The organism is Marinobacter sp. R17 (assembly GCF_003789045.1).
Lineage (GTDB): Bacteria > Pseudomonadota > Gammaproteobacteria > Pseudomonadales > Oleiphilaceae > Marinobacter_A > Marinobacter_A mangrovi.
In genome coordinates, this window is record NZ_RHGZ01000022.1 from 46,377 (window position 1) to 73,361 (window position 26,985).

Consider the following 26,985-nt stretch of genomic DNA (forward strand, 5'->3'; position numbering starts at 1 on the left):
TCAGAATGTGTAGGCGGCGCCTACCGAGAAGTAATCGATATCGAAATTGTCCAGATCGTAGCGTTCGTATTCAGCACGCACCTGGAAAGAAAACAGCGTAATACGGGCGCCCACGCCGTAGAGCGGGTCGGTTCCGTCATCGTCGCCGATGATGTCCGCGTCGCTGTCCCAGTTGATCACGCCAACCTTGCCAAACAGCCCGACCGGGCCCAGCTTGAACCCCGCCAGACCGGCACCGGTCCAGCCGGTCACATCGATGTCGTTACCACCGACACCGCCGATATCCCCACTGAAGTTGCCGAAGTCGACATAGGCCCCTTCCACCGCCAGATCGACCAGCGGCACCAGACCGAAGTTGTAACCGGCAAAGATCTTGTAACCGGCATCATCGTCGTCAAAGTCGATCTTGCCGTAATCCGGGTCATCTTCATCGTAATTGAGCTGGGCCGAGCCCACGGAAGCTCCCACGTAAACACCGCTATCACTGCCCGCGTACGCCACACCGGAGAGGAACAGAAGAGGGACTGCCAAAAAAGAAACAGCAGATATGGATGGAATGGAACGTGTCATGGTCTCAGCCTCCCTAGCTAAAGACACATCCCCCAGAATTTAGACCCGTTAAAGAGGCTTGTCGAAATAATGTCAATTAAAGTTGACGTGAGTACTTATTTACCGGCTACCCGCCTCAAATCGGTCATTGGCATCCGATCCATCACCGGACTCCGTCCCGCTCCCAGGTTCCACAAGCCTCGCCCGGACCCGAGGCAGCTGCTCTGGATAGTGCTGCTGGATATACGTCACCAGTCCCTCGCGAATGGCGCAGCGCAACTCCCAGCTCTGGCTGGAATCCGGCGCGCTCATCAGGAAGCGGATCTGCATGGCCTGGTCGCTCGAATCGGTTACCTGGACCAGTTCCACGTTGCCGTCCCACTGCCTGGACGCCCGCAGCAGACGACCAAACTCGGTTCGCAAGGGTTCAACCGGCATGGTGTAGTCCACCCAGATAAAAACCGTGCCGAGCATGTCGGCCGTGTTGCGCGACCAGTTCTGGAACGGGTTTTCGATAAACCATTGCAGGGGCACGATCAGGCGCCGCAGATCCCAGACCCGCAACACCACATAGGTGGCGGTTACCTCCTCCACCCAGCACCATTCGCCCTGAACGTACAGCACGTCATCGATCCGAAAGGGCTGGGTTAAAGCGATCTGCATCCCCGCCAGCAGATTGCTGAGCACCGGCCGCGCGGCAAAGCCCAAAATGATGCCACCCACACCCGCGGAGGCCAGTAGACTGGCGCCAAGCTGTCGGACGGATTCAAACGTCATCAGCGCCGCGCCCAAACCCAGAATCACGATCAACACGTTCAGGCACCTCACCAGGAAGCGGGTTTGCGTCTCCACCTTCCGGGCACGCTTCCACTGCCCTTCCAGTACCGGATTCAGGTGTACGATGACTTCGCCGATAGCCGACGTCAGACGCACCGCCGCCCAGGTCAGTGCCAGGATCAACAGCAGCGTGGCCATTTGCTGGAAGCCGTCCAGCAACGGAAGATCGTCGGGAACGGCGTTGAGCATCCCGTTGAGCACCAGCAGGCAGGACACGACACCCAGCGCCCGGGCGGCGGCGTCGAGGAACAGGCGGGGAACGGTTCGGGAATCGGTAAAGTGGCGAATCAGTGCGAGCGACAGGCGATAGACCACATAGGTGGCTGCCACCGCCGCCAACGCGGTCAGGCCCGGCAAGAGCCATGCCTGCAGACCAGTTTCCAGAGCTTTCAGCATGACCGGTATCCGAGAACCATGTATTGCAAAACTAACCCATGAACCCGGTGAGCGAAAGCATCCCGTCGGCGCGGGGCTCACAGAATCCGAACAAGCGCTCAACTAACCACCCCGGACGGCCGCCAACCCCCTCCCTTTCCCGTCCGGTGGTCCGAATTGAATCCGAACAAATGACAAAACTAACCTGTTAGCAAGGGGTTAGCTGCCCAGCCAGCCTGTATTGGCAAAGCGGCCACCCCATTCTATTTGCATCAATGACAGGTTATTCCGATGACAGCCGCAGCACTCAAAATGCCGAACAACGCCCAGCCCGGGAACGCCGACGACCACCCCAAGATCCCCATTCGTCACATGAACTTCGAGTTCGACGGCAAGGGCGTGGACATCGACTTCTACCTCAACGCCGAACTGGCCAGTGGTTATTTCTCGGCGCTGTCGATCTTCCTGACGTATGGCGAAGACCTGGTCATCGAGACCGCCCGTTACCATCGGGACTTTCTGAAAGACCCGGTGCTCAAGCAGCGGGTGACGGCGCTGATTGGCCAGGAAGCCCTGCACTCGAAGGTGCATGAGGAATGGAACGACATTCTCAAGATGCATCGCTACCCGGTGTCCTTCTACCGGTTCCTGGCGCAGAACGTCTTCGACTACGGATTCCGCCGCTTCCCGCAACCGCTGAAGCTATCCCTGATGGCGGGCATCGAGCATTTCACCGCAGTCCTGGCGGAATTCTTCATGAAGCATGAGGATTACTTCTTCGAATCCGACGACGAAAAACAGCGCGCCCTGTGGATGTGGCACATGCTCGAAGAGTCCGAGCACAAGGACATCGCCTTCGACGTTTACGAGACGCTTAATGGTAACTACGCCCTGCGTGTCAGCGGCTTTGCCATGGCCCTGTTTACCATCTGGTTTCTGGTGGCCCTGGGCGGCGTCGGCATTCCCGTAATGCGCCGGCCGCGCAACCTGTTCAGTCGACGCTTCTGGAAGGACGCACGGCGCAGCGTCGGGCTGATCATGGGCCGCAAGGACGGCATCTACGGCAGCACCCTCGGCCACGTGTTCGACTACCTGCGCCCGGGATTCCACCCCAACGACCACGACACGTCCGAATACCTGGCCTATTACAAGGAGCGCCTGCTGAATCCCGAGACCGGGCTGCTGGCCCCCTATCTCGTCAAAGAAGTGGTTCCGCCCGTCCGCGCCTGATGCGACGGGCAACCGACGGTCCCCACAAAAAGCGATAGCCAATAGCGATGAATACACCCTCTGTTTACGACACCTTTATCGTGGGCGCCGGCATTTCCGGGCTCGCAGCCGCGATCAAGCTCAAGAAAACCGGCTACCACAATTTCAAGATCATCGAGAAGGCCGACCGAGTCGGCGGCACCTGGCGGGAGAACACCTATCCGGGCTGCGGCTGCGACGTCCCGTCCTCGCTCTATTCCTATTCCTTTGCGCCAAGCAGTCGCTGGAGTCGTCTGTTTGCCAAGCAACCCGAGATCCTCGACTACCTGGAAACCGTCAGCGACGACTTCGGGATCACGCCCCTGATCGAGTTCAACTGCGAGCTGGAACAGGCGGTATGGGATGAAGATCGTCACCTCTGGTGCCTGGACACCAGCAGCGGCCAGTACCTCGCCAGAACGGTGGTGTTTGCCACCGGCCCCATCACCGAGCCGCAGACGCCGCCGATCCCGGGACTGGAGACGTTCACCGGCAATATGTTCCACTCCGCCCGGTGGGATCACGACTACGACCTGACCGGCAAGCGCATCGCCGTGATCGGCACCGGCGCCTCGGCCATCCAGTTCGTGCCCCGGATCCAGCCGAAGGCCAGGGAACTGCATGTGTTCCAGCGCACCGCACCCTGGGTGCTGCCCAAACCGGACCTGCCGTTAGGTGAGGCCGCCAAACAGGCGATCGAGCGGTTCCCGGCGATCCAGCAGGGCTGGCGCAAGGCGGTGGCCGGCTCACTCAACGCCATCAACTTCGGATTGCGCAACCCGCAGGTCCTCAAGCCGGTGAACGAAGCGGCCAAACAGCTCCTGCGCCTGCAGATCAGCGACCCGGCCCTGCGCAGGGCGGTCACGCCGAACTTCCTGCTCGGCTGCAAGCGCATCCTGTTCGCCAACGACTACTACCCCGCCCTGCAGGCGGGCAACACGTCGCTGATTCCCAGCGGCCTGGTGGAAGTGGACGGCAACACCGTGATCGCCGCCAATGGCGAGCGCCGGGAGGTGGATGTGATCATCTGGGGCACCGGCTTTGACGTGTCACACCCGCCCATCGGCAACCGGGTCTTCAACGACAAGGGCGAACGCCTGGCGGACCTGTGGAAAGACAGTTCGCCGGAGGCCTACCTGGGCGCTACCATCGAGAACGTGCCCAACGCCTTCCTGATCCTAGGGCCTAACGTGCTGGTCTACGATTCATTCATCCGCCTGGCCGAGGCCCAGTTGGACTACATCATCGACGGACTCTGGAAGATCAAGCGCCGGTCCATCAGCAAGCTGACCATCAAGCGGAAGGTGCTGAAAAAGCACAACCGGAAGGTCCAGAAAAACCTGCAGACCACCGTGTTCAATGCTGGCGGTTGCAGCAGCTATTACCTGGACCAGAACGGCCGTAACTTCGCCGCATGGCCCTGGTCTTTGAAAACACTGAAGCGGCGACTGAACGTGTTCGAGCTGAAGGACTACGACCTGGCTTATCGTCAGGACACAGGCACCCGACCGACCAAACGTCCTGCCAAATCGAACGCCCGTGTCCGGGAAGAAGCGTTCAGCTAACGTCTACCCTGTGAAGCGGCGGGTTGCCAGCCACGGCCCAACCCGCCCATCCGGATTTTTCAACGGTCTTCTCCCCCTGCGTGCACTACCCTTATCCAAGGGCCCGCTTGCTTTGCATTCTCCAAAGGCGGCCGCACAAACCTGTGCAGACGGTCAGGTTTTAACTATAGTGGTCTCCTATCATTTGCACCGATGAAGGATCTCGGTATGTCCAGATCGCACATATCCCGGCGCGCCTTTCTCAAGGGCAGCGCCATCGCCGGTGTGACAGCCTACCTCGCACCCTTTGGCAGCGACGCCTTTGGCGCCCTGTTCGAGGAACGGGTCCTGTCACCGACCCGGGAAGACTGGCAACTGGCGGAGAGCACCATGCGCTTCCGCCTCGACGGCATCGCCAAAGTCACCGGCAGCAAGGTGTTTGCCCGGGACATCCGGGCGAAGGACATGCCGCACTGGCCGGACCAGCAGTCCCATGCGTTTATCATCCGCGCCACCCGCTGCGATCACCGCTTCGAGGACATCGACCTCAGCCGCCTGGAAAACGCCGGACTGATGCCGGACCGAATCGTGACCGCCGAGGACATGGCCCGCGACCAGATCGAAGTACCGCGCTTCTTCGGCCCTGAATTCTTCCTGCCCAAGGGCGAGACGCCGCTGTACCTGGGCTACCCGGTGGCCATGCTGGTCTACCACGATTTCCCGCGCTATCGGCTGGCCAAGAACCGCATCCGCTTTGCCGACGATGTGGTGGTCTACGGCGACAAGACGCCGCTACCGGAAAAATCCCCTTACGGTGCGTTCCGTTACATCCGCGTCGGCGGCGACACGCCGTTTGCCGAGGACACCTTCTCCGCCCTGCAGGAAACCGTGCTCTATCCGGATTTCCGCAAGCGCCACCCGGTCTGGCCCGAGGCCCTGGAAAACGGCAAGGACACCGAAAAGGCGATGTTCTATGCCAACCAGCTGCAGGACAGACTGGACAATGCCCCCGACGACTGGCTGGTGTTCGAGGGCGAATACCATTCCCAGTACACCGACCATTTTGCGATGGAGGCGGACAACGCCAACTGCTGGTTCGACCGGGACAAGGGCGACATGCACGTGGTCTGTGGCACCCAGTCCCCACAGGAACTGGTCAACTGGATGCCGGAGCTACTGTCCAAGAGCCGCTTCAACAGCCAGCGCTTCTTCCTGCATCCGGCCTACACGGTGGGTTATGGCTCTAAGGACGCCACCATTTTCCCCTACTACGGGCTGATTGCCGCCCTGTATGCCGACGGCAAGCCGGTGCGCCTGGCCAACGACCGCTACGAGCAGTTCCAGGCCACCATGAAGCGCCATCCCTTTACCATGAAAAACCGGCTGGCGGTGGACCGCAAAACCGGTAAGTTCCAGATCTTCAAGCAGGACCTGACCGCCAACGGCGGCGGGCGCGCCAACTTCTCCAACTCCGTGGCCTTTGTCGGCACCACGGCGGCGCAGTCCATCTACTACATGCCCAACAGCGACCTGACGGCCACAGCGATCTATTCCCGCATGCCGGAGGCCGGCTCGTTCCGGGGCTACGGCACCATCCAGAGCATGTCCGCTACCGAACTGATGGTGGATGAAATCGCCGGGCAGCTGAAGATGGACCCGATCGAGCTGCGCCTGCGCAACGTGTTCAAGAGCGGTATGAAGAACACCCAGGGGGCGATTCCGGCCGGCCACCTGCGTGGCGAGGAGATCCTGCACAAGGCCCGGCAGCACACCATCTGGACCGGCCGGGAAGAGCGCAAGCGGACCTACGAAGCCCAGAATCCCGAGGAACACTACGGGGTGGGTTTTGCCTGCGTGCAGAAGGATTTTGGTCACGGTGCCGAATCCGCGTTCTCCGAAGTCCGCCTGACCCCGGAAGGCCGCATCGAACTGCGCAACACCGGCGCCGAAATGGGCACCGGCTATTCCACCGGTCAGGCTGCGGTGGTCGCCACCTGGCTGGGCCGCGCGGCGGATCAGGTGCGCACCGCGGAAATGGAATGGGACGACATGCAGATGTACGAGACCGCCAGCCCCTATTTCATCTCCCAAGACGAACAGGAGAAGGCCGCCCAGGATCCCCGCTGGACGCCGTTGCTGTTGCAGGCCTCGAGCGCCAGTAACTCCGCCTACTATTTCTCGTTCCCGACGCTGGAGGCGGCCAGGGTGATCTTCCGCCACGGCCTGTGGCCTGCCGCCGTCGACTACTGGCAACGCGGCATCGGCGGCGGTCAGTCAGCGCCCTATGTCGTGCGGGAAGATAACGCCCGTTGGGAAGGCGGTCACCTCACCGCCCGGGGCATGGAACCGCTGTCGCTGGAATTCCTCGCCAAGCGCGCCCACGAGATGGGGCTGGTGACCGGCGCCATCACCCACGCCTTCAACCGCTGGGAGTGGTCCCGGGCCGACTACGACATCAACGGTCGCACCGAGAACCTGCCGCTGGATGGCCTCGCCGTCCAGTATGGCCAGGGCGCGTCCGACGAGAAGAAGGCACTGATGTCCAGCAAGCGCGGCTATCACCTGCTGACCCGCAAGAATCTCTACATCCCGCCGACCCAGCGCAATAACGCGGGCGTCACCTACTACAGCGCCTGCGGGGCACTGGTGGAACTGGCGGTGCACAAGGGCACGGGCAAGGTTTCGCTGCTCAACCACCACACGTTCCTGGAATGCGGCAACGCCATCGTCGAACAACTGGTGTCCGGCCAGATCCAGGGCGGCGCGGCCATGGGCATCGGCCATGCGCTCTACGAGGAAATGCCACTGTACGAGGACGGTCCCGGCAACGGCACCTGGAACATCAACCGCTATCACGTACCCCGGGCCAGCGAGGTCGCCGTCTGGCAGCAGACCTCGGAAATCCTGCCCCCCCTGTCGCGCACCGATCCGCCCAAGGGCATCGCCGAGGTGGTGATGATTCCCATCGTCGGCGCCATCGGTAACGGCATCGCCCACGCGACCGGCCACCATTTCCGCAGCCTGCCCATCACGCCGGACAAGATCCGGGAGGTCCTATGACACCGGAGGAGCCCAACACCATGACGATTTCGACGCGGCCGCTGAAGGTGACCATCAACGGCCAGGCCCAGCCGGTGGAAGACATCCCCGAAGAGCTGATGATGCTCGACTACCTGCACGAGTACCGCAACCTCACCGGCACCCGCTTCGGCTGCGGCCAGGGCATGTGCCGGGCCTGCACCGTGATCGTCGACAACCCGGACGGCAGCAGCGAGGAGGTGCGCACCTGCATCACCGGCGCCCACTTCTTCGACGGCAAGACCATCCGTACCGTCGAAGGACACGCCCAACGGGACGACGCGGGCGAGGTCAAGGCGCTGTCCACTGTCCAGCAGCAGTTCCTGGAGCATTTCTCTTTCCAGTGCAGCTACTGCGCGCCCGGTTTCGTCAATGCCGCGACGGTGCTGGTGGAGCGCCTGCAGCGGGAGCCGGTGCCCCGGTCACAACTGGAGGACACCATCAGCGAAGCGCTGGAATCCCACATCTGCCGCTGTACCGGCTATGTACGCTATTTCGAAGCCGTCCGCGACGCCGTACTGAAGACACCCGGCACCACCACGGGGAGGAGCTGATCATGCGTTATCGCAGCGCCCTCACAACGTTGTTCGCCCTGTGCCTGGGCACGACCCCGGCCTGGGCGGCCGACGCCGACAAGGACACCCTGGAGCGGGGCCAGTACCTGGTGCGTGCCGCCGACTGCGCCGCCTGCCACACCCGTGAAGACGGCACCCCCTACGCCGGCGGTCGCCCGATCGACACACCGTTCGGGACCGTCTACGGCACCAACATCACCCCGGACAAGGAATTCGGCATCGGCGACTACAGTGCCGACGCGTTCTATCACGCGCTGACCGAAGGCGAGCTGCCCGACGGCACCCAGCTCTACCCGGCCATGCCTTACACGGCGTACCATACGATTCCCCGCGAGGACTCGGACGCCATGTACGCCTACCTGATGAGCCTCAAGCCGGTGAACATCCAGGCGCCGGAAACCGAACTCAGTTGGCCGTTCAGCATGCGCTGGACCCTTAACTTCTGGAACGTCATGTTCGCCGGTAAAGACGCCCGGGACAGTGACGGGCAGTCCGACACCTGGAAACGCGGCCAGTACCTGGTGGACGTGCTGGGTCATTGCGGCGAGTGCCACACCCCGCGCAACAGCCTGGGCGCCGTGAACCGGGACAAACATCTGCAGGGGGCCGTCATCGGTGGTTACGAGGCCCCCAACCTGAACGCCAAACCACTCGCGGAGCGCGGCTGGACTCCGCAGGCTCTGCGCACCTTCCTGCGCGAAGGCATGAGTGAGCAGGGTTCCATGTTCAGCGAGATGTACCCGGTGTTCCATCACAGCACCCGCCACCTGCACGATGAAGACCTGAAGGCCATGTCCGTCTACCTGATGGGAGACACCCCGCCCGAAGCGACGGTGGTGAAGGCCAACGACACCCAACAGACCGACAGCGCGGGGCGTCGGCACTACCTGAACGTCTGCGCCGGCTGCCACGGTGCCGACGGCGAGGGCATTCCCCATGTGGCGGTCGCCATGAAAGGCAACACCACCCTACGCCTGGACAGCGCCCGCAATCTGGTGAAGGTGATCCACGACGGCATCGGCGCCCAGTCGTTCAACGGTTTCGAGCGTATGCAGGCGATGCCCGGCTTTGCCGACCAGCTCAGTGATGCCGAGATGGCCGAACTGGTGAACTACCTGCGCCAGACCTGGGGCGGACAGGCTCGTTCGATCGACGCGGCCACCGTAAAGGACCTGACAACGACAGCCCACTAGCGGGAGTACCGCTTGCTGGCAAAGGCAACAACGCACAGCGCCAGTGCCGTCAGGCTCACGCCCTGACCAACCACCTCAGGCTGTCCGGCTCCATAAACGACTCCGGTCGGGGTTACGAGACGGCCTCGACTTCCGCTGCCGAGGGCGCGGGTTCATGCTTGCGCTCCGTTCGCGCAATGATAGCCGAGCCCACCAGGTCACCCGTGACGTTGAGCCCGGTGGCCCCCATGCCCACCAGCGCGTCGATCGAGGCCAGCAGGGCAACGGTTTCAATCGGCAATCCGACCTGGGAGAACACCGTCGCAATCATGACAATCCCCGCGCCGGGGACACCGGCCGTCCCGATGGACGTCAGGGTGCCGATCAACACGATCTCGATCATGGTCATCAGGTCCAGGGGCACGCCGACCACATTGGCCGCAAACACCGCGGAAATGGCGATCCGGATCGCGGCGCCGTCCATATTGATGGTGGCACCGAGCGGTAGGCTGAACCCGTAAATGTTCTGGGGAATGCCCATCCGGCGGGCCGCATCGAGGGTCAGGGGTAAGGTGCCGGAACTGCTCTGGGTGGCGAACGCCGTCGCCATGGGCGTGCGGGCCTCGCGGAAAAAGCCGCCCAGGCGCACGCCGAATACGCGCATCAGGCCGCAATAGAATACAAGATGGACCGCCAACGCGATGTACAGCACCAGCACCATATCCCCCAGCGCCAGGATGGTGTTCATGCCCTGCGCGCCCGCCGTCTTGGCCACGATGGCGAAGACACCGATGGGCACGAACTGGAGCACGCCGGCCATGACCTTCAGGGTCACCGCATTGAGCCCTTCGATCACCCGGTAGAGCTGTTCAGCGAGGCCCGCCTGATCCGTGCTTTCGCGGAGTTTCAGCAAGGCGATGCCGAAGACGATGGCGGTAAAAATAATGCCCAGCAGGTTCGGCTCGCTGAAGGCGCTCACGATGTTGGTGGGGACGATACCCAGCAGGACATTGACGACACCGGGGTTCTCGGGGACATCCACACTGGCGTTGTCGTCCAGGGTCATGCCACTGCCGGGCGCCAGGATCGAAGCCACGACCAATCCGACCACGATGGCCAGTGCCGAGGTCGCCACATAGTAGACCAGCAGCTTGCGGCCCACCCGCCCCATGCTGCCGATACTGGCCTGGTTGATGCCCACCATCAGCGTAAACAGGACGATCGGCACGATCAGGAACTTCAACAGGCGCAGCAGCAACTCGCCCACCGGTGCGAGCCACTCGGCCACCGGCTGACCACCGACCAGTCCGACCACAATCCCCAGCACAAGCGCGATACTGACGCGAAGAATCAGGGAGGAGGTCAGGTAAGCGTTCAACAAGGCTCTCATTCGGGTCTCCGATCATGAGTGGATGGATAGTCGGACGGCGGCATCCCTGGCACGCCCTGATTCTGAGGGATACGCCCGATAGGGTAAACCGCAAGGCTCTGAATACGGCGGACCTATGCCCGTCGGATCAGGTACACACCCAGCAGCACCAGAACCGTCCCCGCCATCTGCACTCCGGTGATGGGCTCGGCCAGCAGCAGCCAACTGAAGAAGATCGTCATGATCGGTCCCAGCATACCCACCAGGACCGTGGGCCCGGCGCCGATGCGCTGGATCGCCCCGGACTGGAAAAAAATCGGCATGACCGTCGAGAAAACCGCCATCGCGGCACAGTAGCCGTAGATGGACCAAGGCTGGACCAGATCGCTCACCGGGTTCGTGGCCAGGAAATGGATCTGCGCCGCGACAATCGACACCACCAGCGCCAACACCGAAAACCGGGCCGCCCCCAGTTTGGCGATGGACACTTCCGCAAAGGCGTTGTAGCAGGCGTAAGACACCGCCGAGGCGAACACCAGACCCGCGCCGATCCAGGGCGCACGGCTGTCCTCCGCCAGTTGCGTGTCGCTGACAAACACCAGACTGACGCCGGCATAGCACAGTACCAGGGCGGCGACCAGTTTCGCGCTGACGGGTTTGTTCAGGAACAGCAGACCGATCAGGATGGTGATGGTCGGGTAGGTAAACAGGATGACCCGCTCCAGCCCGGCCGAAATGTACTGCAGCCCCAGGAAGTCCAGGATCGAGGCGCCGTAATAGCCGGCCAGCCCTAAAAAGATCAGCAGCATCCAATCCCTGGCACCCAGTGTCGGACCGTTTCGCAGGTAGGCCCAGCCGCTGACCAGGAACAGCGGCAGCGAAAAGATCATCCGCAACGACAGCAACGTCACCGCGTCGACGGGCGCCGCCTGATAGGCGAGTTTGACGAAAATCGCCTTGAACGAAAAACCAAAAGCCGCCAGCACCGCCAATCCGATACCCAGTTGCCGGGGAGAAACCTGCATACGCATCAAAACCACTCGCCCTTCAAAGATTCAATAAATTGAATCATATGACTCACGAAACACTGATAGAATTGCGTTTTCAGCACACGAGCCTTCGTTTATTTCGAATTCTTCTCATGAAATACAACCTGACGGATTTACGACTGTTCATCGCGGTGGCCGAATGCCAGAGCCTGACCCACGGTGCCGAACGCGTGTTCCTGGCGCCCTCGTCGGCAAGCCACCGGATCAAGATTCTGGAGGGCTCGTTGGGCACCTCCCTGCTGCAACGCAAGGCTCGGGGCGTGCAACTGACCCGGGCCGGCGAGATCTTCCTGCGCCACGCGCGGCAGGTGTTCGCCAAGCTCGAGCAGATGCACTCCGACCTGGCGCCCTATGCTGAAGGCATCCAGGGACATGTGCGGCTGTGGGCCAACACCCATGCCATCCACAGCTACCTGCCCAACGATCTGGCCGCGTTTCTCAGCCGACACCCGCAGATCAGCGTGAACCTGGAGGAGCAGACCAGCGGCGACATCCTCGCCGGCGTCGCCCGGGGTGATGCGGAGATCGGCATCGTGGCGGAGCACGACGATCATCAGGACGTCACCCTGGTGCCCTACCGGGAAGACCGGTTGGTGCTGATCACGGCGCAGGGACACACACTGGCCGGCGCCCGTGCCCTGTCATTCGCGGACGTACTGTCCGAACCGTTCGTCATGCTGCACGCCGGGTCGGCCATCCATACGTTCACCATGAACATGGCGTCGAGCCTTGGGGCGCACCTGAACGTCCGGGTGCAGGTGAAGAGTTTCGAGGCGGTATGTCGCATGGTGGCAGCCGGCGTGGGGATCGGGCTGGTACCGCGGGAAGCGGTGAAGCCGTTTGGCCACCAACCACTCGCGCTCATCGAAGTGAAGGAAGACTGGGCCCAAAGGGATCTGAAGATTTGCACCAATCCGCGTGCCACACCCTCGCCGTTTGCCCAGGCGCTGATCGACCACCTGGCGGCCGCCCGGTCACCCCAGCCAGTGCAGACAGAGTGACAGGGTGACCACCGAACCCACCGTCGACAACAGGACGCTGCTGGCCACCACCGAGGCTTCACGGCGGTAATATTCCGCCAGCATGAACGGTCCGGTTCCAGTGGGCAGCGCACTCAGCAAAAGCGCGGCCTTGGCCCAGAGCGCCGGCAACTGGAAGACGTAGCTGGCCAGGAGCCAGACCAGCAGTGGGTGCACGATCAACTTGATCCCCACCAGACCCGCGGCCCCCTGCGCCCGTCCCCGCTCGCGCTGGGCCAGGAAGGCGCCCAGGGACACCAGGGCACAGGGTGTCGTCGCTGCCCCCAACATATCCAGGAAGCGACTGGCGGCCTCCGGCAGAGCCAGCCCCGAAGCCGCCCAACCGGCGCCCAGGATTGGCGACACCACCAGCGGATTCTTGGCCAGCGCGACGAGCACCTTGCGCACGGCGTGATAGGCCGACCCTTCGCTTTGCAGCCCCACCTCCACGCAGACGATGGCAATAGAAAACAGCACACAGACCACGATCAACGTGGCCACGAGCGCCGGCTCCAGCCCCTCATCCCCGAGCACCAGCACGCACAGGGGAATGCCGATATAGCCGGTATTGGCGTAGGAGGCACTCAACCCGTCAATGCTGGCATCGGCCAGGTGCCGCTCACCACGCCACCGATAGAGCAACGTGATCACGAAGACAAACAGGGTGCCGATACACACCACCGCGATAAAACCGGGGTGCCAGATGGCCTCCAGTGAGGCGGTCGCCGTGGCGGTGAAGAGCAGCGCCGGCAGGCAGAGCCAGACCACGAAACGATTGAGCTCCGAAGCCGCCGTTTCGCCCAGGCAGCCGGTTCGTCGGCAGACGTAGCCGGCCAGGATCAACCCGAAAATGGGCAGCAACACGTTTACAACAGCGGTCATCGACAGGCTCACTCGGCGGGTTCGACAAGAGAGCGCCAGTGTCCCACCTGGCCTTTGATACCGTCTAATGCTATATAATCCATCCATTGATACTTAATTTGCATCAACTATGGATATCCGCCAGCTTCGCAGCTTCCTGACCCTTGCGGACACGCTCAATTTTCGCCGGGCCGCCGAGCGTCTCAACATCACCCAGCCACCATTGAGTCGGCAGATCGCCGCGCTGGAAGAGAGTGTCGGCACGCCGTTGTTCTGGCGGCACTCCCGCTCGGTGGGCCTGACGCCGGCCGGCGAGCAATTCCGGACGGATGTCAGCCGGCTGCTGGACGACCTGGACGTCGCGGTCCAATCCGCCCGGTCGGCCGCCGAGGGCGAGCGCGGCACACTGACGATCGCGTTCACCATGTACGCCGCCTGGAACATCCTGCCGGAACTGGTCGCCTCCTTTTCCGACGCCTATCCCGACGTGGCCCTGGCCCTCGACGAAACCCTGCCCCGGGACCTGCACGCCGCGCTGGTGAACGGCAGCGCCGATGTGGGCATCAGCTTTCCGCTGCGTTTTGCCCACACGCTTCAGTACCGTCCGCTGTTCCACGAGCCGTTGTGCGCGGTCCTGCCGGAGACGCATCGACTGGCGGGAGAAACGATCGTGTCGGTGGGTGACCTCGCGCCGGATCCGTTCATCACGTTCCCGAGCACCACCGCGCCGGCCCTGCACGAAGCCGTCACTGCCTGCTGCCGGCTGTACGATTTCGAGCCCTCTATACGGGTGGAGGCTCACCTTCAGCAGACCATCGTCAACCTGGTGGCGAAGGGACTGGGCGTGGCACTGGTGCCCAACTCCATGCGCCGCATGCAACTGGCGGGAGCAGTCTTCCTGCCGTTGGTCGAATCCCCGCAGGTGGAACAGGGCGTCTACTGGAACGCTGACAACCCCAATCCCTGCCTGCATCGGTTTATCGAAGGACTGGACGCAACATGACCAACGCTGATTTTCTGGGAACAGCCCAACCGCGCCTGGTCCTCTACTTGCCTCATCGACCGAACAGGCTGGCGCAGCTGGCCGTTGATCCGAATGCGGGCGACCTCATCGACGCCAACTCCAACCACTGGCGCAAAATCGTCACCCTGCTGGCCAAAATTGCCAGTCCTGCCGCCGGAGACTGGCGAGCGTTCCGGGACACTGGCCTGTTCCGGCAAACCGCGCTGTGCTTCACCCCCGAACTGATCGGCGGCCCGACCTGGCACTGGATTGGCGGGAAGGACAACCTGCAGCGATTCAGGACACTGGCCCACAACGCCGAACCGCTCGCCGATTGCCCGGAAGTGGCCGTTGATCCCGACAGGAAGCTCCTGCTGACGCCCTACCCGGACTACCGCCAGCTCAGCAACGCGGTAGTGGAGCAGATCCGCGGCGCCTTGAGTGAGCATGCGTTCTACCCACCATGAGCCCCTTCCCGGGTCGATCCTGCCGGCCATATCGGTAGAATAGTCCGCCAACCTGGCCACCGTCTCGACGCTCCCATGACACACCCGTATTACCTCGGCAGCCCCCAATGGTCCGATCCCAAGTGGAACACCCAGCTTCCCGCCGGAGGCAATCCGCTTGAGCGATACAGCCAGGTTCTCAATACCGTGGAAGGCAACACCACCTTCTACGCCACGCCCAGCCTGGCTCAGTGTGCCCAGTGGCGAACGCAGGTGCCGGACGATTTCCGGTTCCTGTTCAAGTTCCCGCGGGCGATCAGCCACGACCAGTTGCTGGCCGGACCCACTTCCGAGATCAACCAGTTCCTGGACATCATTGCACCACTGGAGGACGTGCTGGGCCCGTTCCTCCTGCAGCTGCCCGCCGCCTTCGGGCCGGAGCACCTGGATCGGTTGTGGCGTTTTATCGACGCACTTCCCGAGCCGCTGACCTGCGCGGTTGAAGTTCGTCATGCGGCATTCTTCAGCAAAGGGGACGCCGAAAAGAGCCTGAACCGGGGCCTCCGGGACCGACGGATTGCCCGGGTCTGTCTCGACAGCCGGGCGCTGTTCAGCGCCCAACCGGAGAACGACATCATCGTGGATGCCCAGCGCAAGAAGCCGAAGGTGCCGGTTCATGTGCTGCCGGTCGAGGCGCCGCCGGTAATCCGCTTCGTCGGTCATCCGGTCCTTGAAGCCAACCGCCCGTTCCTGCAGCCCTGGGTGGAAAAGGTCGCCAGCTGGATCGAAGGCGGTCAGCGGCCCTACGTCTTCATGCACATGCCGGACAACGGCGATGCGCTGTCCCTGGCCGCGCTCTGGAGTGAGTTGCTGCAGGCTCGCCTGCCCCACCTGGAGGTGCTCAACCTGGACGGCGAACAGCCCCAGATGGGCTTGTTCTAGCCACTGGGAGGACATCGACGACTGACGTCAAAGACACGCTTTCAGACTTCAAGAGTCTCGCGAATCCATGTCAACGGGCCTTAAAACAACCCGCCCCAAGACAACTTAGATCATATTTGCCAACCCGTTGGCATTGAGCAAATGGCCTCTTGCGACTACAACTATAGAGGACACAACCATTTACGAACGCTCGCCGAGGACGTCGCTTCATCGTTTATCGGGATGAACTCGCTGACCATACGGATTGTCAGACGTCGTTCTGCGGGCCTCTCGAATGGGACGACCAAGCGTGCACTGAAGAGCTGGCGCATTAAGGGGCCGGGGCGGACCGGCCGAATAATAACTGGAGGAACTCATGGCAATAGGTGTCTGGATCAGCTTGCTACTCTACTTTGTCCTTATGCTCGCCATCGGCTTTTACGCCTGGCGCAAATCCACGTCATCATCCGAAGAATACATGCTGGGCGGACGGCAGCTCAGCCCTGCGGTAGCGGCCCTGTCTGCCGGTGCCTCGGACATGAGTGGCTGGCTGCTCCTGGGCCTGCCCGGGGCCCTGTATGCCACCGGGCTGGTTGAAGCCTGGATCGGTATCGGCCTGTTTGTCGGGGCTTTCATCAACTGGATTGTGGTGGCACCCCGTCTGCGTGAACAGACCGAACGCTACGACAACAGCCTGACCATCCCCGAGTTCCTCGCGAATCGCTTCCCGACGAAAGCCATGGCGCTGCGCACCGTATCGGCCATCGTGATCGTGGTGTTCTTTGCGGTGTATACCGCTTCCGGCCTGGTCGCCGGTGGCAAGCTCTTCATGAGCGCCTTCGGGTCCCTCATCGACTCCTCGGTCATCAGCGACTACTCCATCGGGGTCTGGCTGACCCTGGGTATCGTCCTGACCTACACCGTCATCGGTGGCTTCCTGGCGGTCAGCCTGACCGACTTCGTGCAGGGCTGCATCATGATGTTGGCACTGATCATCATGCCGGCGGTGGTGCTGTTTGGCAGCGGCGGCGGTGGTTTTGACCAGGCCTCGGAAACGCTGGCGACGGTCGATCCCAATTTCCTGTCCTGGACGAACGGGCTCACGTTCGTCGGCTTCCTGTCGGCGGTGACCTGGGGGCTGGGTTACTTTGGCCAGCCCCACATCATCGTGCGGTTCATGGCGGTCCGAACGGTTGAAGACGTCCCCAAGGCCCGGAACATCGGCATGACCTGGATGGCCATCTCCCTGATCGGCGCCATCAGCCTGGGCATTTTCGGTCGCGCCTACGCGGTCCGTAACGGCCTGGATGTGGGCGACTCGGAAACGATCTTCATCGTGCTGGCCGACCTGCTGTTCCACCCGCTGATCACCGGTTTCCTCTACGCGGCCCTGCTGGCTGCCATCATGAGTACCATTTCCAGTCAGCTGTTGGTGTCCTCCTCCTCCCTCACCGAGGACTTCTACCGCCTGTTCCTGAACAAGGAAGCCACCGACAAGGAAAGCGTGCTGGTCGGCCGGGTCTGCGTGTTGCTGGTGGGGATCGTCGCGGCCTTCATAGCCAGCGACCCGAACTCCAAGGTGTTGGGGCTGGTCAGTAACGCCTGGGCCGGTTTCGGTGCCGCCTTCGGGCCGCTGATGATCCTGTCGCTGACCTGGAAGCGCATGTCGGGTGCTGGCGCGGTAGCCGGCCTGATCGTCGGCGCCCTCACCGTCATCATCTGGATTTCGCTGGGTCTGAACGGCAGCTTTATGGGCGGCCCCGGCGTCTACGAGATCATTCCGGGCTTCATTGCCGCCTGGATTGCCATCTACGTGGTCAGCCTGGCGACCCAGTCCGACGGCGAATTCCGGCCCCTCGAAAGCCGATAGTAGCGGCGAAAACAAAGCCCCATGGTGCGCAAGCGCCATGGGGCTTTTTATGTCCGGCCAAACGAAACCGACGTCCTAGACGCGAATATCGACCTGCCCACCGATGTTCGGATTGGCACTCGTCGCCGACACAGGCGCATTGGCCGTGACGCTTTCCAGTAACTGAAGCGCGCCCGCCTGGGCCAGGTCCTGGGCGGACTTCAGCACACTGATCTGCACCTGCTCCTGCAATCGGCTCTGGCTGAGCTGGGTACTGAAACTGGCGATGGAAGCAACATCCATGACTGACCCTCAATGCGGTACCGTCACGACCAACCTTCGATCGATGGCCGTGTCGCCACGCTATCACTTTCTCGGGGGTCGACGATAGCGCTCCGACAACGTCATATGGCCTCCAACATCATGTGGCACTGAACCCGCTCACGACGACGGTTTCACAAGGCCCATTTTCTCCAGCGTCAGGGTCTCGTCGGCGCGGCCCCAGCCGCCGTCATTGACCTCTTCCACGAGCACCATCGTGTAGGGTCGAACCTCCTCGCCGAAATACTCGACAAACATCTCGGTCGTGCGATGGATGATCTCTTCCTTGCGGGCGTGATCCAGAATACCTTCGGGGAATTTATAATTGGCAAACGGCATGGTTATCTCCTTCCATTTAGATTGTGGTGGTCCAACAGACCGGAATATCAGGCCATGCCACCGTTGGCGCGCAGGACCTGTGCGTTGATCCAACGTCCCTGGGGTCCGGCGAGGAAGGACACCACATCGGCGATTTCCTCCGGCTCACCCAGGCGCTCCATGGGGGACATGGCCGCAATCGAATCGATCTGTTCCTGGCTTTTGCCTTCGAAGAACAATTCCGTCGCCACGGGGCCGGGTGCCACCGCGTTGACGGTAATTCCCCGTCCACGAAGCTCGTTGGCCAGGACCCGAACCAGTCCTTCCACACCGGCTTTACTGGCAATGTAGGCGCCATAGGCCGGAAAGGACTTGGCCAATACGCTGGATGAGAAGGCGATGATGCGACCGCCCTCGCCGAGGGTTTCAGCCGCCTTGGCCATCACCAGCCAGCTACCGCGCAGGTTGACCGCCACCATGCGGTCCAGCACCTCGACGTTCTCGGCGGTTATAGTGGCTGGCGTCATCACCCCGGCACTGTTCACGACCACATCGATACGTCCGAAGGCTTCAAGCGCCCTGCGGAACAGCTGGTCGACAGCGGTCGCGTCGGCCACATCGCCCTGGATCGCCACGGCCCGGCCACCGCGGGATTCAATGTCAGCCACGGCTTGCTCGGCCAATTGGACATTGCCGGCGTAATTGACCACCACGGCAAAGCCGTCGTCAGCCAGTCGGATCGCGGCAGCACGGCCGATACCGCGGGATGCGCCGGTAACCAGCGCGACAGGTTGGGTGTTTGTCATGTCATGGACTCCTGCTGTTGAATGGATGAGTCCATTATTGGCATTCCAGGTATGCGGATAAATCAGCTAATCTGTCATGACTATTCACTCAAAATAAACAATCGTTATGGACCGATTTGACGCGATGGCGCTCTTTACCCGTATTGTGGAGAGCCGCAGCTTCACCCGTGCGGCCAATGCCCTCGACATTCCGCGTGCGACGGCTACGCTGGCGATACAGCAACTGGAAAGCCGGCTCGGCGTGAGGCTGCTGGAGCGTACGACGCGCCAGGTACGCCCCACGGCAGAGGGCCAGGCCTTCTACGAACGCTGCCTCGGCCTGCTTGCCGACCTGGAGGAGGCCGAGGCCGAGCTGCGCCCGGTCGCCAGCAACCCGCGCGGCGTTCTCCGCGTCGAGCTGCATGGCACTCACGCCAGCCACATCGTGTTACCGCGCATCGACGAATTCCGCGCACGCTATCCCCGACTGGACCTGATCGTGACCAGTGGCGATCGTCGCGTGGATCTGGTTGGCGAAGGCGTGGATTGTGCCGTCCGCGGCGGCGTCCCCGGTGACTCAACGCTGGTTGCCCGACGTCTGACGGTTCTGTCTCAGGTCATCTGCGCCAGTCCGGACTACCTCGCCCGTATGGGCACTCCGAAAACGCCAGAGGATCTGAGCGCGCATCAAAGCGTGCATTTCGTCTCCGGGTACTCCGCGCCGGATGCGGCGCTGGACCTGGTCATCGACGGGCAAACGGTGTCCTTCGATACGAATGGCTGGCTCGCCGTCAATGAGGCAGAAAATTACGTGGTGAGCGGCCGACGTGGGTGCGGGCTGATTCAGCTGCCGCGCTTCCACGTCCAGCCATTCCTGGAGAGCGGAGAACTGGTCGAGGTCCTCGCCGATTGGGAAAAACCGATGATGCCCATCTATGCGGTTTACCCCCATCGCCGCCAGCTTTCTCCGCGGGTGAGAGTTTTTGTGGACTGGCTGGTCACGGTTTACAACGAGTATTTTGGGTAGACTGCGCAGGAATAGACACGGAGATCAATTCGGCTTTTTGCGTTCCGCGGCAGACGGATAGGTCTTGTGGAGCTCGCTGTCCTGCTCTTCCAGCATGACCGCCATATTGATAATCGCCCGTGCCATACCCCGCACCAGATTGAGGAGCATCAGGCCGAAGGCATCCGGCTGCTGCTGATGAAGGTCAAGGAACTGACCACAGGTTATTTCGAGAACCACGGAAGGCTCATCAGCCATCGTGCTCGCCGGCCGATTCGTGAGTGCGATCATGGGCACAAACCCCATGTCATCGCCTGGCTTGTGGCAACGGGCAAGCGTAAAGCCGCCATCGTTCCGGGGCATATAAGTACTGACTGATCCGGTCAGGATGATGTAGAAAGCCTCGCTGCGCTCGCCAATGTCGTAAAGCTTTTCACCCGTTTCAAGTGCGATGAGCCGCCCCTGCCGAAGAAGCTGCAGGACGACGTCATCTTGCAAAGCTCCAAACGTTGAAAGCTCACGAAAGTAGGCGGATCCCTGCGCCTGCCAAAACTCCAGGGCATCGATCTCGCGCATACACCTGTATCCGGTTGGGTGGTCGGCTTTTTTAGTATAGCCGCCCCTGCCGATCACCGGTGAACCATGCATATGTCATCACGCAGCACTTGACCTCAACCTAACTTGAGGCCTCATAACGCCCAACCATGTCCACGCAACAACATGGAGACCGGTACAATGCCTCAGAACATGCCCCCAAGAGGACAAGGAATGGTTGGTAAAACATCGACTGGGAAAGTACTCGTTCTGGGTCGCTCGGCCGCCCTGCTGGAAACCGTGCTGACTGAACTCGATGCCGCCGGTGTCAACGCGCAGGGAACGGCTACCCCGGAGATGGCGCCGCACCAATTCGATGCCCGCGACTTCGACCTCATTGCGCTTGGAAGGGGGCTGCTGGGCGAGACGGGTGACGGGCTTAAAGCACAGTTCCGGAATCGCAATCCCGAGGTGCGATTCCTTGACACCTATGCGCCATTCGCTGCGCATCAGATTGTCGAGGCCATGACCAATGAACCGGCGCCGGCACCGGACCTAGACGCCTATTGTGCCCGAATCGGCTACGCCGGCCCGCTGTCGGCGACCCTGAACACCCTGAAGGCACTGCATGAACGCCACCCGGATGCTATTGCGTTCGAGGCCATCGACGTGCTTCTGGACCGGGGTGTGGATATTTCGCCCGCTGCCGTGGAGCACAAGCTGGTCCAAGCCCAACGCGGAGGCTACTGCTTTGAGCACAATGGTCTGTTCAAACGAGTCCTGGAGGCCCTGGGTTTTCACGTCGAAGGAATGACTGCCCGCGTCCGCTGGATGGCCCAGCCAGGCGTAGCCCCGCAACCGCATTCCCACATGGCGCTGAGAGTCTGGCTCGACAACCGACCCTGGCTGGTCGACGTGGGTTTTGGCGGCAACGTCCTGACGGCGCCGCTGCGCATGGACACCAGCGATCCCCAGCCGACTCAGCACGAGACCTTCCGGCTGATTCCCTTTGGCCCGGGGTTGCTCCTGCAAGCCCAGATCGACGGTCAGTGGCGGCCGGTCTACGAGTTGTCCAGCGAGCCTCTGCTGAGCGGCGATTACACGGTCGCCAACTGGTACACCTCAACGTACCCGGGCTCTCCGTTCCGATCACACCTGATGGTGGCGCGCACCACCCCAACCGCCCGTTACAAGCTGCTCAACAGCCGACTGACCACACGCTACACGGATGGCAGTGAACAACGTGAGGAGCTGGATATAAATGCCCTGGAAGGTGTTTTGCGCGACACTTTCCTGCTGCCGGTGCAGCCGGAATGGCGACCCTTGATCGAACGTGCTGTAGGCTAAGCTGACATGATGAAAACCAGCCGATCTTCCCGATAAAAAATCCCTTCTGAACGATCAAAACCCCGGTTTCTACGAATTGAAACCGGGCCAACTCTATGAAGCATTTTCTGCTTACGTTTCAGCATGTTGTGAAAATGTAAAGAAGCAGAAACCGGCCTATCGGACTGAACGTCGGTTCAATATCATGCCGCGCTCTCATTACCGTCATTTAATCACTGGAGCGAGTTCATGAAAGGAAGAGTCGGGCTGATACTGGGCCTGCTGCTGATGACCGGCTGCGCCACCGCCACCGAGGAACTGCGTGTCTACACCGAGCAATACCCGCCTTACAACATGACCAACAACGGCATGCCGTTTGCCCATTCAGCGGACGACATCACCGGACTGTGCACGGACGTCCTGAAAGCGATCCTCGCCAAAACCGACCTGAAAAACAGCATTAAACTCCGGGATCTCAGTTTTGGTCTGAGCCGCACGGAAGAGCACCCGAACCACGCGATCTACTGCGTCTCCAAGACCGATGAGCGCGAGCCTTTCTTTAACTGGGTCGGCCCCCTGTCGTCCATCAAGTGGACGCTGTTCGCCAAGCCGGGATCGTCCATTGAACTTGATGCCCTGGACGACGCGCGCAAGTACCGCATCGGCGGCTACAAAGGCGACGTCATGACGAACTACCTGAAGGAAAAAGGGTTCGATGTGCTGGCCATCAGCAACAACGGCCTGAACGCCCGTCGTCTGGTGGAAAACCAGATTGACCTGTGGGTCGCCGATGGTCTGGCCGGTCCTTACCTGGCGGCTGACGCCTCGGACGTCACCCATCTCAAGCGCGTCCTGGTGTTCCGCGAGACACCGATGTACCTGGCCGTGAACAAAGACTCCGACCCGGAGATCCTGCATGCGCTGAACGAGGCGTATCGTAAGCTGGTCGAATCCGGTGAGAAGGAAGCGATTTCGCGGGCATACGGTCTCTGAGCCTGACCGGATGACGCGGCGGGATGCTCTTGCCGCCGCGTTATCGCTCTTTTGTCGAGCAGCAACCAAACCACGTGGCTTCCCTTTTTTGATACCTGGCCCAACCTGGCTATTAATCCTGGGCGCCAGGACTGCGCACGACACCCCCCGCCTGCCCCGCAACAGTGCACATCAACCCGTAAAACCACCAAAGACAGTGACTCAACGCTGGCACACTCCATGCTGTGATCCGGCTAAAGGGACTTCCCGCCCGATCAATCAGGAGCAGGCCATGACCACTGCGCATGAACACACCGGAAGTGTCACCGATGAACTCCACAACGACTCACTCACTCCGCTGCCCGCGGAGGAAAAGAAGTGGGGCTGGTTTGAGATCTTTAACGTCTGGGCCAATGATATCCAGAGCCTGTTCGGCTATTCCCTGGTGGCCTCCCTGTTCATTTCCTACGGGGTAACGGGCTGGACGGCGTTTCTGGCGCTGCTGACGGCCAGTGTCCTGGTGATGTTTCTGGTCAATATCTCTGGCAAGCCGGGCGTCGAGCACGGCATTCCCTATCCGGTTCTGGCCCGGGCCAGCATGGGTACCCGTGGCGCTCGCCTGCCGTCCATTCTGCGGGCCACGGTAGCCGTGTTCTGGTACGGCGCACAGACGTACTTCGCTTCAACGGCGCTCTACCTGCTGCTGGTCACGATCACGGGCTATCACAGCGAGTCGGAATGGATGGGCCTGTCGCTGCTGGGCTGGATTTCGTTCCTGCTGGTGTGGTGCCTGCAGATCGCCATCTTCTCTCGCGGCATGCAGTGGGTCGGCACCTTCCTCAATTTAGCCGGACCTTTTGTTTATCTGGTGATGCTGGGCTTGCTGGTGGTGTTGTGGCAGAAGTCGGATGGCCAGCTGTGGGACGCCGCCCAGACCATCTTCGCGCCTGAACATCCGACCTGGCAAAGTGAATTCACCGGCTTTATCGCCATCGTGGGCACCATGGTGGCGTACTTTGCGGCGGTAATGATCAACTTCAGCGACTTCTCCCGCTACTCCCGCAGCCACCGCTCCATGATGCTCGGCAACCTGATCGGCCTGCCCCTGAACATGGTGCTGTTCTCCGCGCTGGCCCTGCTGATCACCGCCGGAGCTGCCGTGCTTTACGGCGAGAAAATCGTCAACCCGTCGCAGATCGTGGAGCGCACCGACAGCGCCCTGCTCAGCGTCATCGCTGCCGTGACGTTCTTTGCCGCCACGGTGGGCATCAATCTGGTGGCCAACTTCATTCCCGCCGTCAACGGCATTGCCAACATGGCCCCGGCCCGGCTCAACTTCAAACGGGCCGGCTGGATCACGTCGCTGTTTGCTCTGGTGATCGGCGGCTTCTGGGTCAGCTTTATCAGCCGGATTGGCATCAGCGGCTTCGTTAACACACTTGGCGCCACCCTCGCCCCGCTCTACGGCATCATGGTGATGGATTACTTCATCGTGAAGAAGCAGCAGCTCAAGCTGAAAGACCTGTACAGCAGCGACCCGGAAGGCGCCTACGCCTACGAGGCCGGCTGGAACCAGAAAGCCCTCTTCGCCTTCCTGATCGGTGCCCTGTTCTCGGTCTCCAGCGTCTGGGTCGAGGAGATGAGCCAGCTCTCCGGTTACGCCTGGCTGCTGGGCGCCGTGATCGGCGCACTGATGTACGCCGTGGCGATGTCGTCCGCCGTCCGTGAGGCCGGTTCACGCTACCACAAGGGGCGCATGGCGCCGTAGGATTTACCGGGCCCGACGAACACCGGTGGCCAGGTCGCGTGTCAGGTCGTGGAGCGCGTCCCTGGCTGCACCGGGCGATGTGGCATGTTCCACACAGCTTACCAATGCTGACCCCACGATCACCGCCTCACTGAACCGGCCGATCGCAGCTGCATCTTCGGCCGTGCGGATACCAAAACCCACGCCGATGGGCAGATCCGTGTGTTTGCGGATGTCGGCCAGGGTGGTTTCCACGCTCTCCTGGGTGGGCGATGCGGCACCCGTCACGCCGGCCACGGAAACGTAGTAGACAAATCCGGACGCCTCACGCAGCACCTGCTTCAGCCGCTCGCCTTTCGTGGTGGGGGTGACGAGTCGAATGATGTGGATTCCCGCATCCCGGGCCGCCTGGAAAAACGCTCCGTCGTGATCGGGTGGCAGGTCCACGATGATGAGGCCATCGACCCCGGCCTCGACCGCGTCCCGCAGGAACCGGTCAGCGCCGTAGCGATAGATGGGGTTGTAGTAGCCCATCAACACCAGCGGGGTTTCCCGGTCCTGTTCGCGAAACTGTTGCACCATCGCCAGTGTCTTTCTCTGGGTCTGCCCGCCGTTAAGCGCTCGCAACGACGACTTCTGGATCGCCGGACCGTCCGCCATGGGATCGGTAAACGGCATACCCAATTCGATAATGTCCGCGCCAGCGGCGGGCAGCCCCTTGAGGATATCCAGCGATGTGTCGAGATCCGGATCACCGGCCGTAACATAGGTCACGAGCGCCGGGCGATTCTCGGCCTGGGTGCCTGCAAGCCGCCGGTCGAGTCGGGAAGTAAGTGTCATGATGCCATCTCCGCTGCGTGTGATGGGTTCGAACCGCCAAGGTACTCGGCGACGCTGGCCATATCCTTGTCGCCCCGGCCGCTCAGGTTCACGACCATCAGGTGGTCTTTCGGCAGTGTCGGCGCCCGCCGGGCCACTTCCGCCAGCGCGTGGGCCGTTTCCAGTGCGGGGATGATGCCTTCCTGCCGGCAACACAGCTGGAAAGCCTCCATGGCTTCCTGGTCCGTGATCGACACATAGTCCACCCGCCCCTGCTCGTGCAACCAGGCGTGCTCGGGGCCAATGCCCGGATAATCCAGGCCCGCCGAGATGGAGTGGGCGTCGGTGATCTGACCGTCCTCGTCCTGCAGCAGGTAGGTGCGATTGCCGTGCAACACACCCGGCGTCCCACCGCTCAGGCTGGCAGCGTGCTTGCCGCTCTCAACCCCATGCCCGCCGGCTTCAACGCCAATCATCTGCACCCCGTCATCCGCCAGGAACGGATGGAACAGGCCCATCGCGTTGGAGCCGCCGCCAATGCACGCCACCAGCGAGTCGGGCAGCCGCCCTTCCTGATCCAGCATCTGCTCTCGGGTTTCGCGGCCGATGACCGACTGGAAGTCCCGCACCATGGCTGGATACGGGTGCGGCCCGGCCACGGTACCGATCACATAGAAGGTGTCGTCGATGTTGGTCACCCAGTCGCGCAGCGCCTCGTTCATGGCATCCTTGAGGGTGCCGGTGCCGCTGCTGACCGGGATGATCTCGGCGCCAAGCAGCTGCATACGGAACACGTTAGGTTGTTGGCGCTCCATATCCGTCTTGCCCATATAAACCACGCATTGCATGCCCAACCGGGCCGCGACCGCGGCCGTAGCCACACCGTGCATGCCGGCCCCAGTCTCGGCAATGATGCGGGTCTTGCCCATACGCTGCGCCAACAGGACCTGGCCGATGCAGTTGTTGATCTTGTGCGCGCCTGTGTGATTGAGCTCTTCGCGCTTGAAGTAAATCGTGGCGCCGCCGAAATGCTCAGTGAGCCGATCCGCCCGGTACAGCGGGCTCGGACGCCCCACATAGTCGCGCTGGAAATACGCCAGCTGCGCCTGGAAATCCGGATCGTCCTGTGCCTTTGCGTAACAGGTCTGGAGTTCCTGGATCAGCGGCATCAGCGTTTCCGCCACAAAGCTACCGCCGAACTGGCCAAAAAAGCCGTTGACGTCTGGCTGCATGGAATAGGGATTCATAACGAACCTGCCTGC

25 protein-coding genes are annotated in these 26,985 nt (G+C 61.8%); 14 read left to right on the forward strand and 11 right to left on the reverse strand.

Translation table 11 applies throughout. The annotated features are described in order from the left end of the window. Together EB809_RS15210 and EB809_RS15215 are read right to left on the reverse strand one after the other, a co-directional pair. Window positions 1-531 (reverse strand): outer membrane beta-barrel protein, encoded by a 531-nt coding sequence (locus EB809_RS15210; protein WP_223807992.1) that lies wholly within the window; start codon window positions 529-531, stop codon window positions 1-3. A 138-nt stretch (window positions 532-669) separates the two neighbouring features. Then, on the reverse strand, window positions 670-1,782 hold the full coding sequence (locus EB809_RS15215; RefSeq protein ID WP_123635684.1) for a mechanosensitive ion channel family protein: 1,113 nt from the start codon (window positions 1,780-1,782) through the stop codon (window positions 670-672). 270 nt (window positions 1,783-2,052) lie between these two features. On the opposite strand from EB809_RS15215, the gene EB809_RS15220 reads away from it, so the two are divergent. The 5 genes from EB809_RS15220 (at window position 2,053) to EB809_RS15240 (ending at window position 9,399) form a co-directional block, all read left to right on the forward strand. Further along, window positions 2,053-2,991, forward strand: coding sequence for a metal-dependent hydrolase (locus EB809_RS15220; RefSeq protein ID WP_123635685.1), 939 nt, complete (start codon window positions 2,053-2,055; stop codon window positions 2,989-2,991). 47 nt (window positions 2,992-3,038) lie between these two features. Beyond that, window positions 3,039-4,574 carry a flavin-containing monooxygenase gene (locus EB809_RS15225; protein ID WP_123635686.1) on the forward strand — a complete coding sequence of 512 codons (1,536 nt, stop codon included), beginning with the start codon at window positions 3,039-3,041 and terminating at the stop codon, window positions 4,572-4,574. A 207-nt stretch (window positions 4,575-4,781) separates the two neighbouring features. After that, complete coding sequence (locus tag EB809_RS15230; protein ID WP_123635687.1) at window positions 4,782-7,613, forward strand: xanthine dehydrogenase family protein molybdopterin-binding subunit; 2,832 nt, start codon at window positions 4,782-4,784, stop codon at window positions 7,611-7,613. Between the two features lie 26 nt (window positions 7,614-7,639). Continuing rightward, complete coding sequence (locus tag EB809_RS15235; RefSeq protein WP_263316999.1) at window positions 7,640-8,185, forward strand: (2Fe-2S)-binding protein; 546 nt, start codon at window positions 7,640-7,642, stop codon at window positions 8,183-8,185. Window positions 8,186-8,187: 2 nt separating this feature from the next. After that, window positions 8,188-9,399 (forward strand): c-type cytochrome, encoded by a 1,212-nt coding sequence (locus tag EB809_RS15240; protein ID WP_123635689.1) that lies wholly within the window; start codon window positions 8,188-8,190, stop codon window positions 9,397-9,399. 112 nt (window positions 9,400-9,511) lie between these two features. On the opposite strand, the gene EB809_RS15245 is transcribed toward EB809_RS15240, so the two are convergent. Then, window positions 9,512-10,768: a dicarboxylate/amino acid:cation symporter gene (locus tag EB809_RS15245; protein WP_123635690.1), complete on the reverse strand. Its 1,257-nt coding sequence runs from the start codon at window positions 10,766-10,768 to the stop codon at window positions 9,512-9,514. A 113-nt stretch (window positions 10,769-10,881) separates the two neighbouring features. Then, complete coding sequence (locus EB809_RS15250) at window positions 10,882-11,778, reverse strand: DMT family transporter (RefSeq protein WP_123635691.1); 897 nt, start codon at window positions 11,776-11,778, stop codon at window positions 10,882-10,884. A gap of 110 nt (window positions 11,779-11,888) precedes the next feature. Here EB809_RS15250 and EB809_RS15255 point away from each other — a divergent pair, with 110 nt between their 5' ends. Then, window positions 11,889-12,797 (forward strand): LysR family transcriptional regulator, encoded by a 909-nt coding sequence (locus EB809_RS15255; protein WP_123635692.1) that lies wholly within the window; start codon window positions 11,889-11,891, stop codon window positions 12,795-12,797. Here the strand turns inward: EB809_RS15255 and EB809_RS15260 are convergent. Continuing rightward, window positions 12,771-13,697, reverse strand: coding sequence for an AEC family transporter (locus EB809_RS15260; RefSeq protein WP_123635693.1), 927 nt, complete (start codon window positions 13,695-13,697; stop codon window positions 12,771-12,773). The genes EB809_RS15255 and EB809_RS15260 overlap by 27 nt on opposite strands. A gap of 109 nt (window positions 13,698-13,806) precedes the next feature. Between EB809_RS15260 and EB809_RS15265 the strand changes: the two genes are divergently transcribed. The 4 genes from EB809_RS15265 to putP all read left to right on the forward strand — a co-directional run bounded on the left by EB809_RS15265 (window position 13,807) and on the right by putP (window position 17,916). After that, entirely contained in the window at window positions 13,807-14,679 is an 873-nt protein-coding gene (locus EB809_RS15265) for a LysR family transcriptional regulator (protein WP_123635694.1), read from the forward strand. Further along, window positions 14,676-15,146, forward strand: a complete 471-nt coding sequence (locus tag EB809_RS15270; RefSeq protein WP_123635695.1) for a DUF6942 family protein — start codon at window positions 14,676-14,678, stop codon at window positions 15,144-15,146. The genes EB809_RS15265 and EB809_RS15270 overlap by 4 nt, the downstream gene beginning before the upstream one ends. Before the next feature lie 75 nt (window positions 15,147-15,221). Next, entirely contained in the window at window positions 15,222-16,067 is an 846-nt protein-coding gene (locus tag EB809_RS15275; RefSeq protein WP_123635696.1) for a DUF72 domain-containing protein, read from the forward strand. Window positions 16,068-16,422: 355 nt separating this feature from the next. Further along, complete coding sequence (gene putP / locus EB809_RS15280) at window positions 16,423-17,916, forward strand: sodium/proline symporter PutP (protein ID WP_123635697.1); 1,494 nt, start codon at window positions 16,423-16,425, stop codon at window positions 17,914-17,916. A 75-nt stretch (window positions 17,917-17,991) separates the two neighbouring features. Here putP and EB809_RS15285 read toward each other — a convergent pair whose 3' ends face one another. From EB809_RS15285 to EB809_RS15295, 3 genes are all read right to left on the reverse strand, one after another. Further along, window positions 17,992-18,198, reverse strand: a complete 207-nt coding sequence (locus EB809_RS15285; protein ID WP_123635698.1) for a YjfB family protein — start codon at window positions 18,196-18,198, stop codon at window positions 17,992-17,994. A 138-nt stretch (window positions 18,199-18,336) separates the two neighbouring features. Continuing rightward, the gene (locus EB809_RS15290; protein ID WP_123635699.1) at window positions 18,337-18,555 is read right to left on the reverse strand and encodes a tautomerase family protein; all 219 of its coding nucleotides are present in this window, start codon (window positions 18,553-18,555) and stop codon (window positions 18,337-18,339) included. Between the two features lie 47 nt (window positions 18,556-18,602). Continuing rightward, the gene (locus EB809_RS15295) at window positions 18,603-19,340 is read right to left on the reverse strand and encodes an SDR family oxidoreductase (protein WP_123635700.1); all 738 of its coding nucleotides are present in this window, start codon (window positions 19,338-19,340) and stop codon (window positions 18,603-18,605) included. Window positions 19,341-19,446: 106 nt separating this feature from the next. Here EB809_RS15295 and EB809_RS15300 point away from each other — a divergent pair, with 106 nt between their 5' ends. Beyond that, window positions 19,447-20,346, forward strand: a complete 900-nt coding sequence (locus EB809_RS15300; protein WP_123635701.1) for a LysR family transcriptional regulator — start codon at window positions 19,447-19,449, stop codon at window positions 20,344-20,346. Window positions 20,347-20,370: 24 nt separating this feature from the next. On the opposite strand, the gene EB809_RS15305 is transcribed toward EB809_RS15300, so the two are convergent. Next, complete coding sequence (locus EB809_RS15305) at window positions 20,371-20,901, reverse strand: cyclic nucleotide-binding domain-containing protein (protein ID WP_190294929.1); 531 nt, start codon at window positions 20,899-20,901, stop codon at window positions 20,371-20,373. Window positions 20,902-21,093: 192 nt separating this feature from the next. On the opposite strand from EB809_RS15305, the gene EB809_RS15310 reads away from it, so the two are divergent. The 3 genes from EB809_RS15310 to EB809_RS15320 all read left to right on the forward strand — a co-directional run bounded on the left by EB809_RS15310 (window position 21,094) and on the right by EB809_RS15320 (window position 24,925). Then, entirely contained in the window at window positions 21,094-22,206 is a 1,113-nt protein-coding gene (locus tag EB809_RS15310) for an arylamine N-acetyltransferase family protein (protein ID WP_223807993.1), read from the forward strand. A 228-nt stretch (window positions 22,207-22,434) separates the two neighbouring features. After that, complete coding sequence (locus tag EB809_RS15315; protein WP_123635703.1) at window positions 22,435-23,178, forward strand: substrate-binding periplasmic protein; 744 nt, start codon at window positions 22,435-22,437, stop codon at window positions 23,176-23,178. Window positions 23,179-23,449: 271 nt separating this feature from the next. Then, window positions 23,450-24,925, forward strand: coding sequence for an NCS1 family nucleobase:cation symporter-1 (locus tag EB809_RS15320; protein ID WP_123635704.1), 1,476 nt, complete (start codon window positions 23,450-23,452; stop codon window positions 24,923-24,925). 3 nt (window positions 24,926-24,928) lie between these two features. Here the strand turns inward: EB809_RS15320 and trpA are convergent, their stop codons facing one another. Together trpA and trpB are read right to left on the reverse strand one after the other, a co-directional pair. Beyond that, window positions 24,929-25,744, reverse strand: a complete 816-nt coding sequence (gene trpA, locus EB809_RS15325) for a tryptophan synthase subunit alpha (protein WP_123635705.1) — start codon at window positions 25,742-25,744, stop codon at window positions 24,929-24,931. Beyond that, on the reverse strand, window positions 25,741-26,970 hold the full coding sequence (trpB, locus tag EB809_RS15330; RefSeq protein ID WP_123635706.1) for a tryptophan synthase subunit beta: 1,230 nt from the start codon (window positions 26,968-26,970) through the stop codon (window positions 25,741-25,743). The genes trpA and trpB overlap by 4 nt, the downstream gene beginning before the upstream one ends. Between the last annotated feature and the right edge of the window lie 15 nt (window positions 26,971-26,985).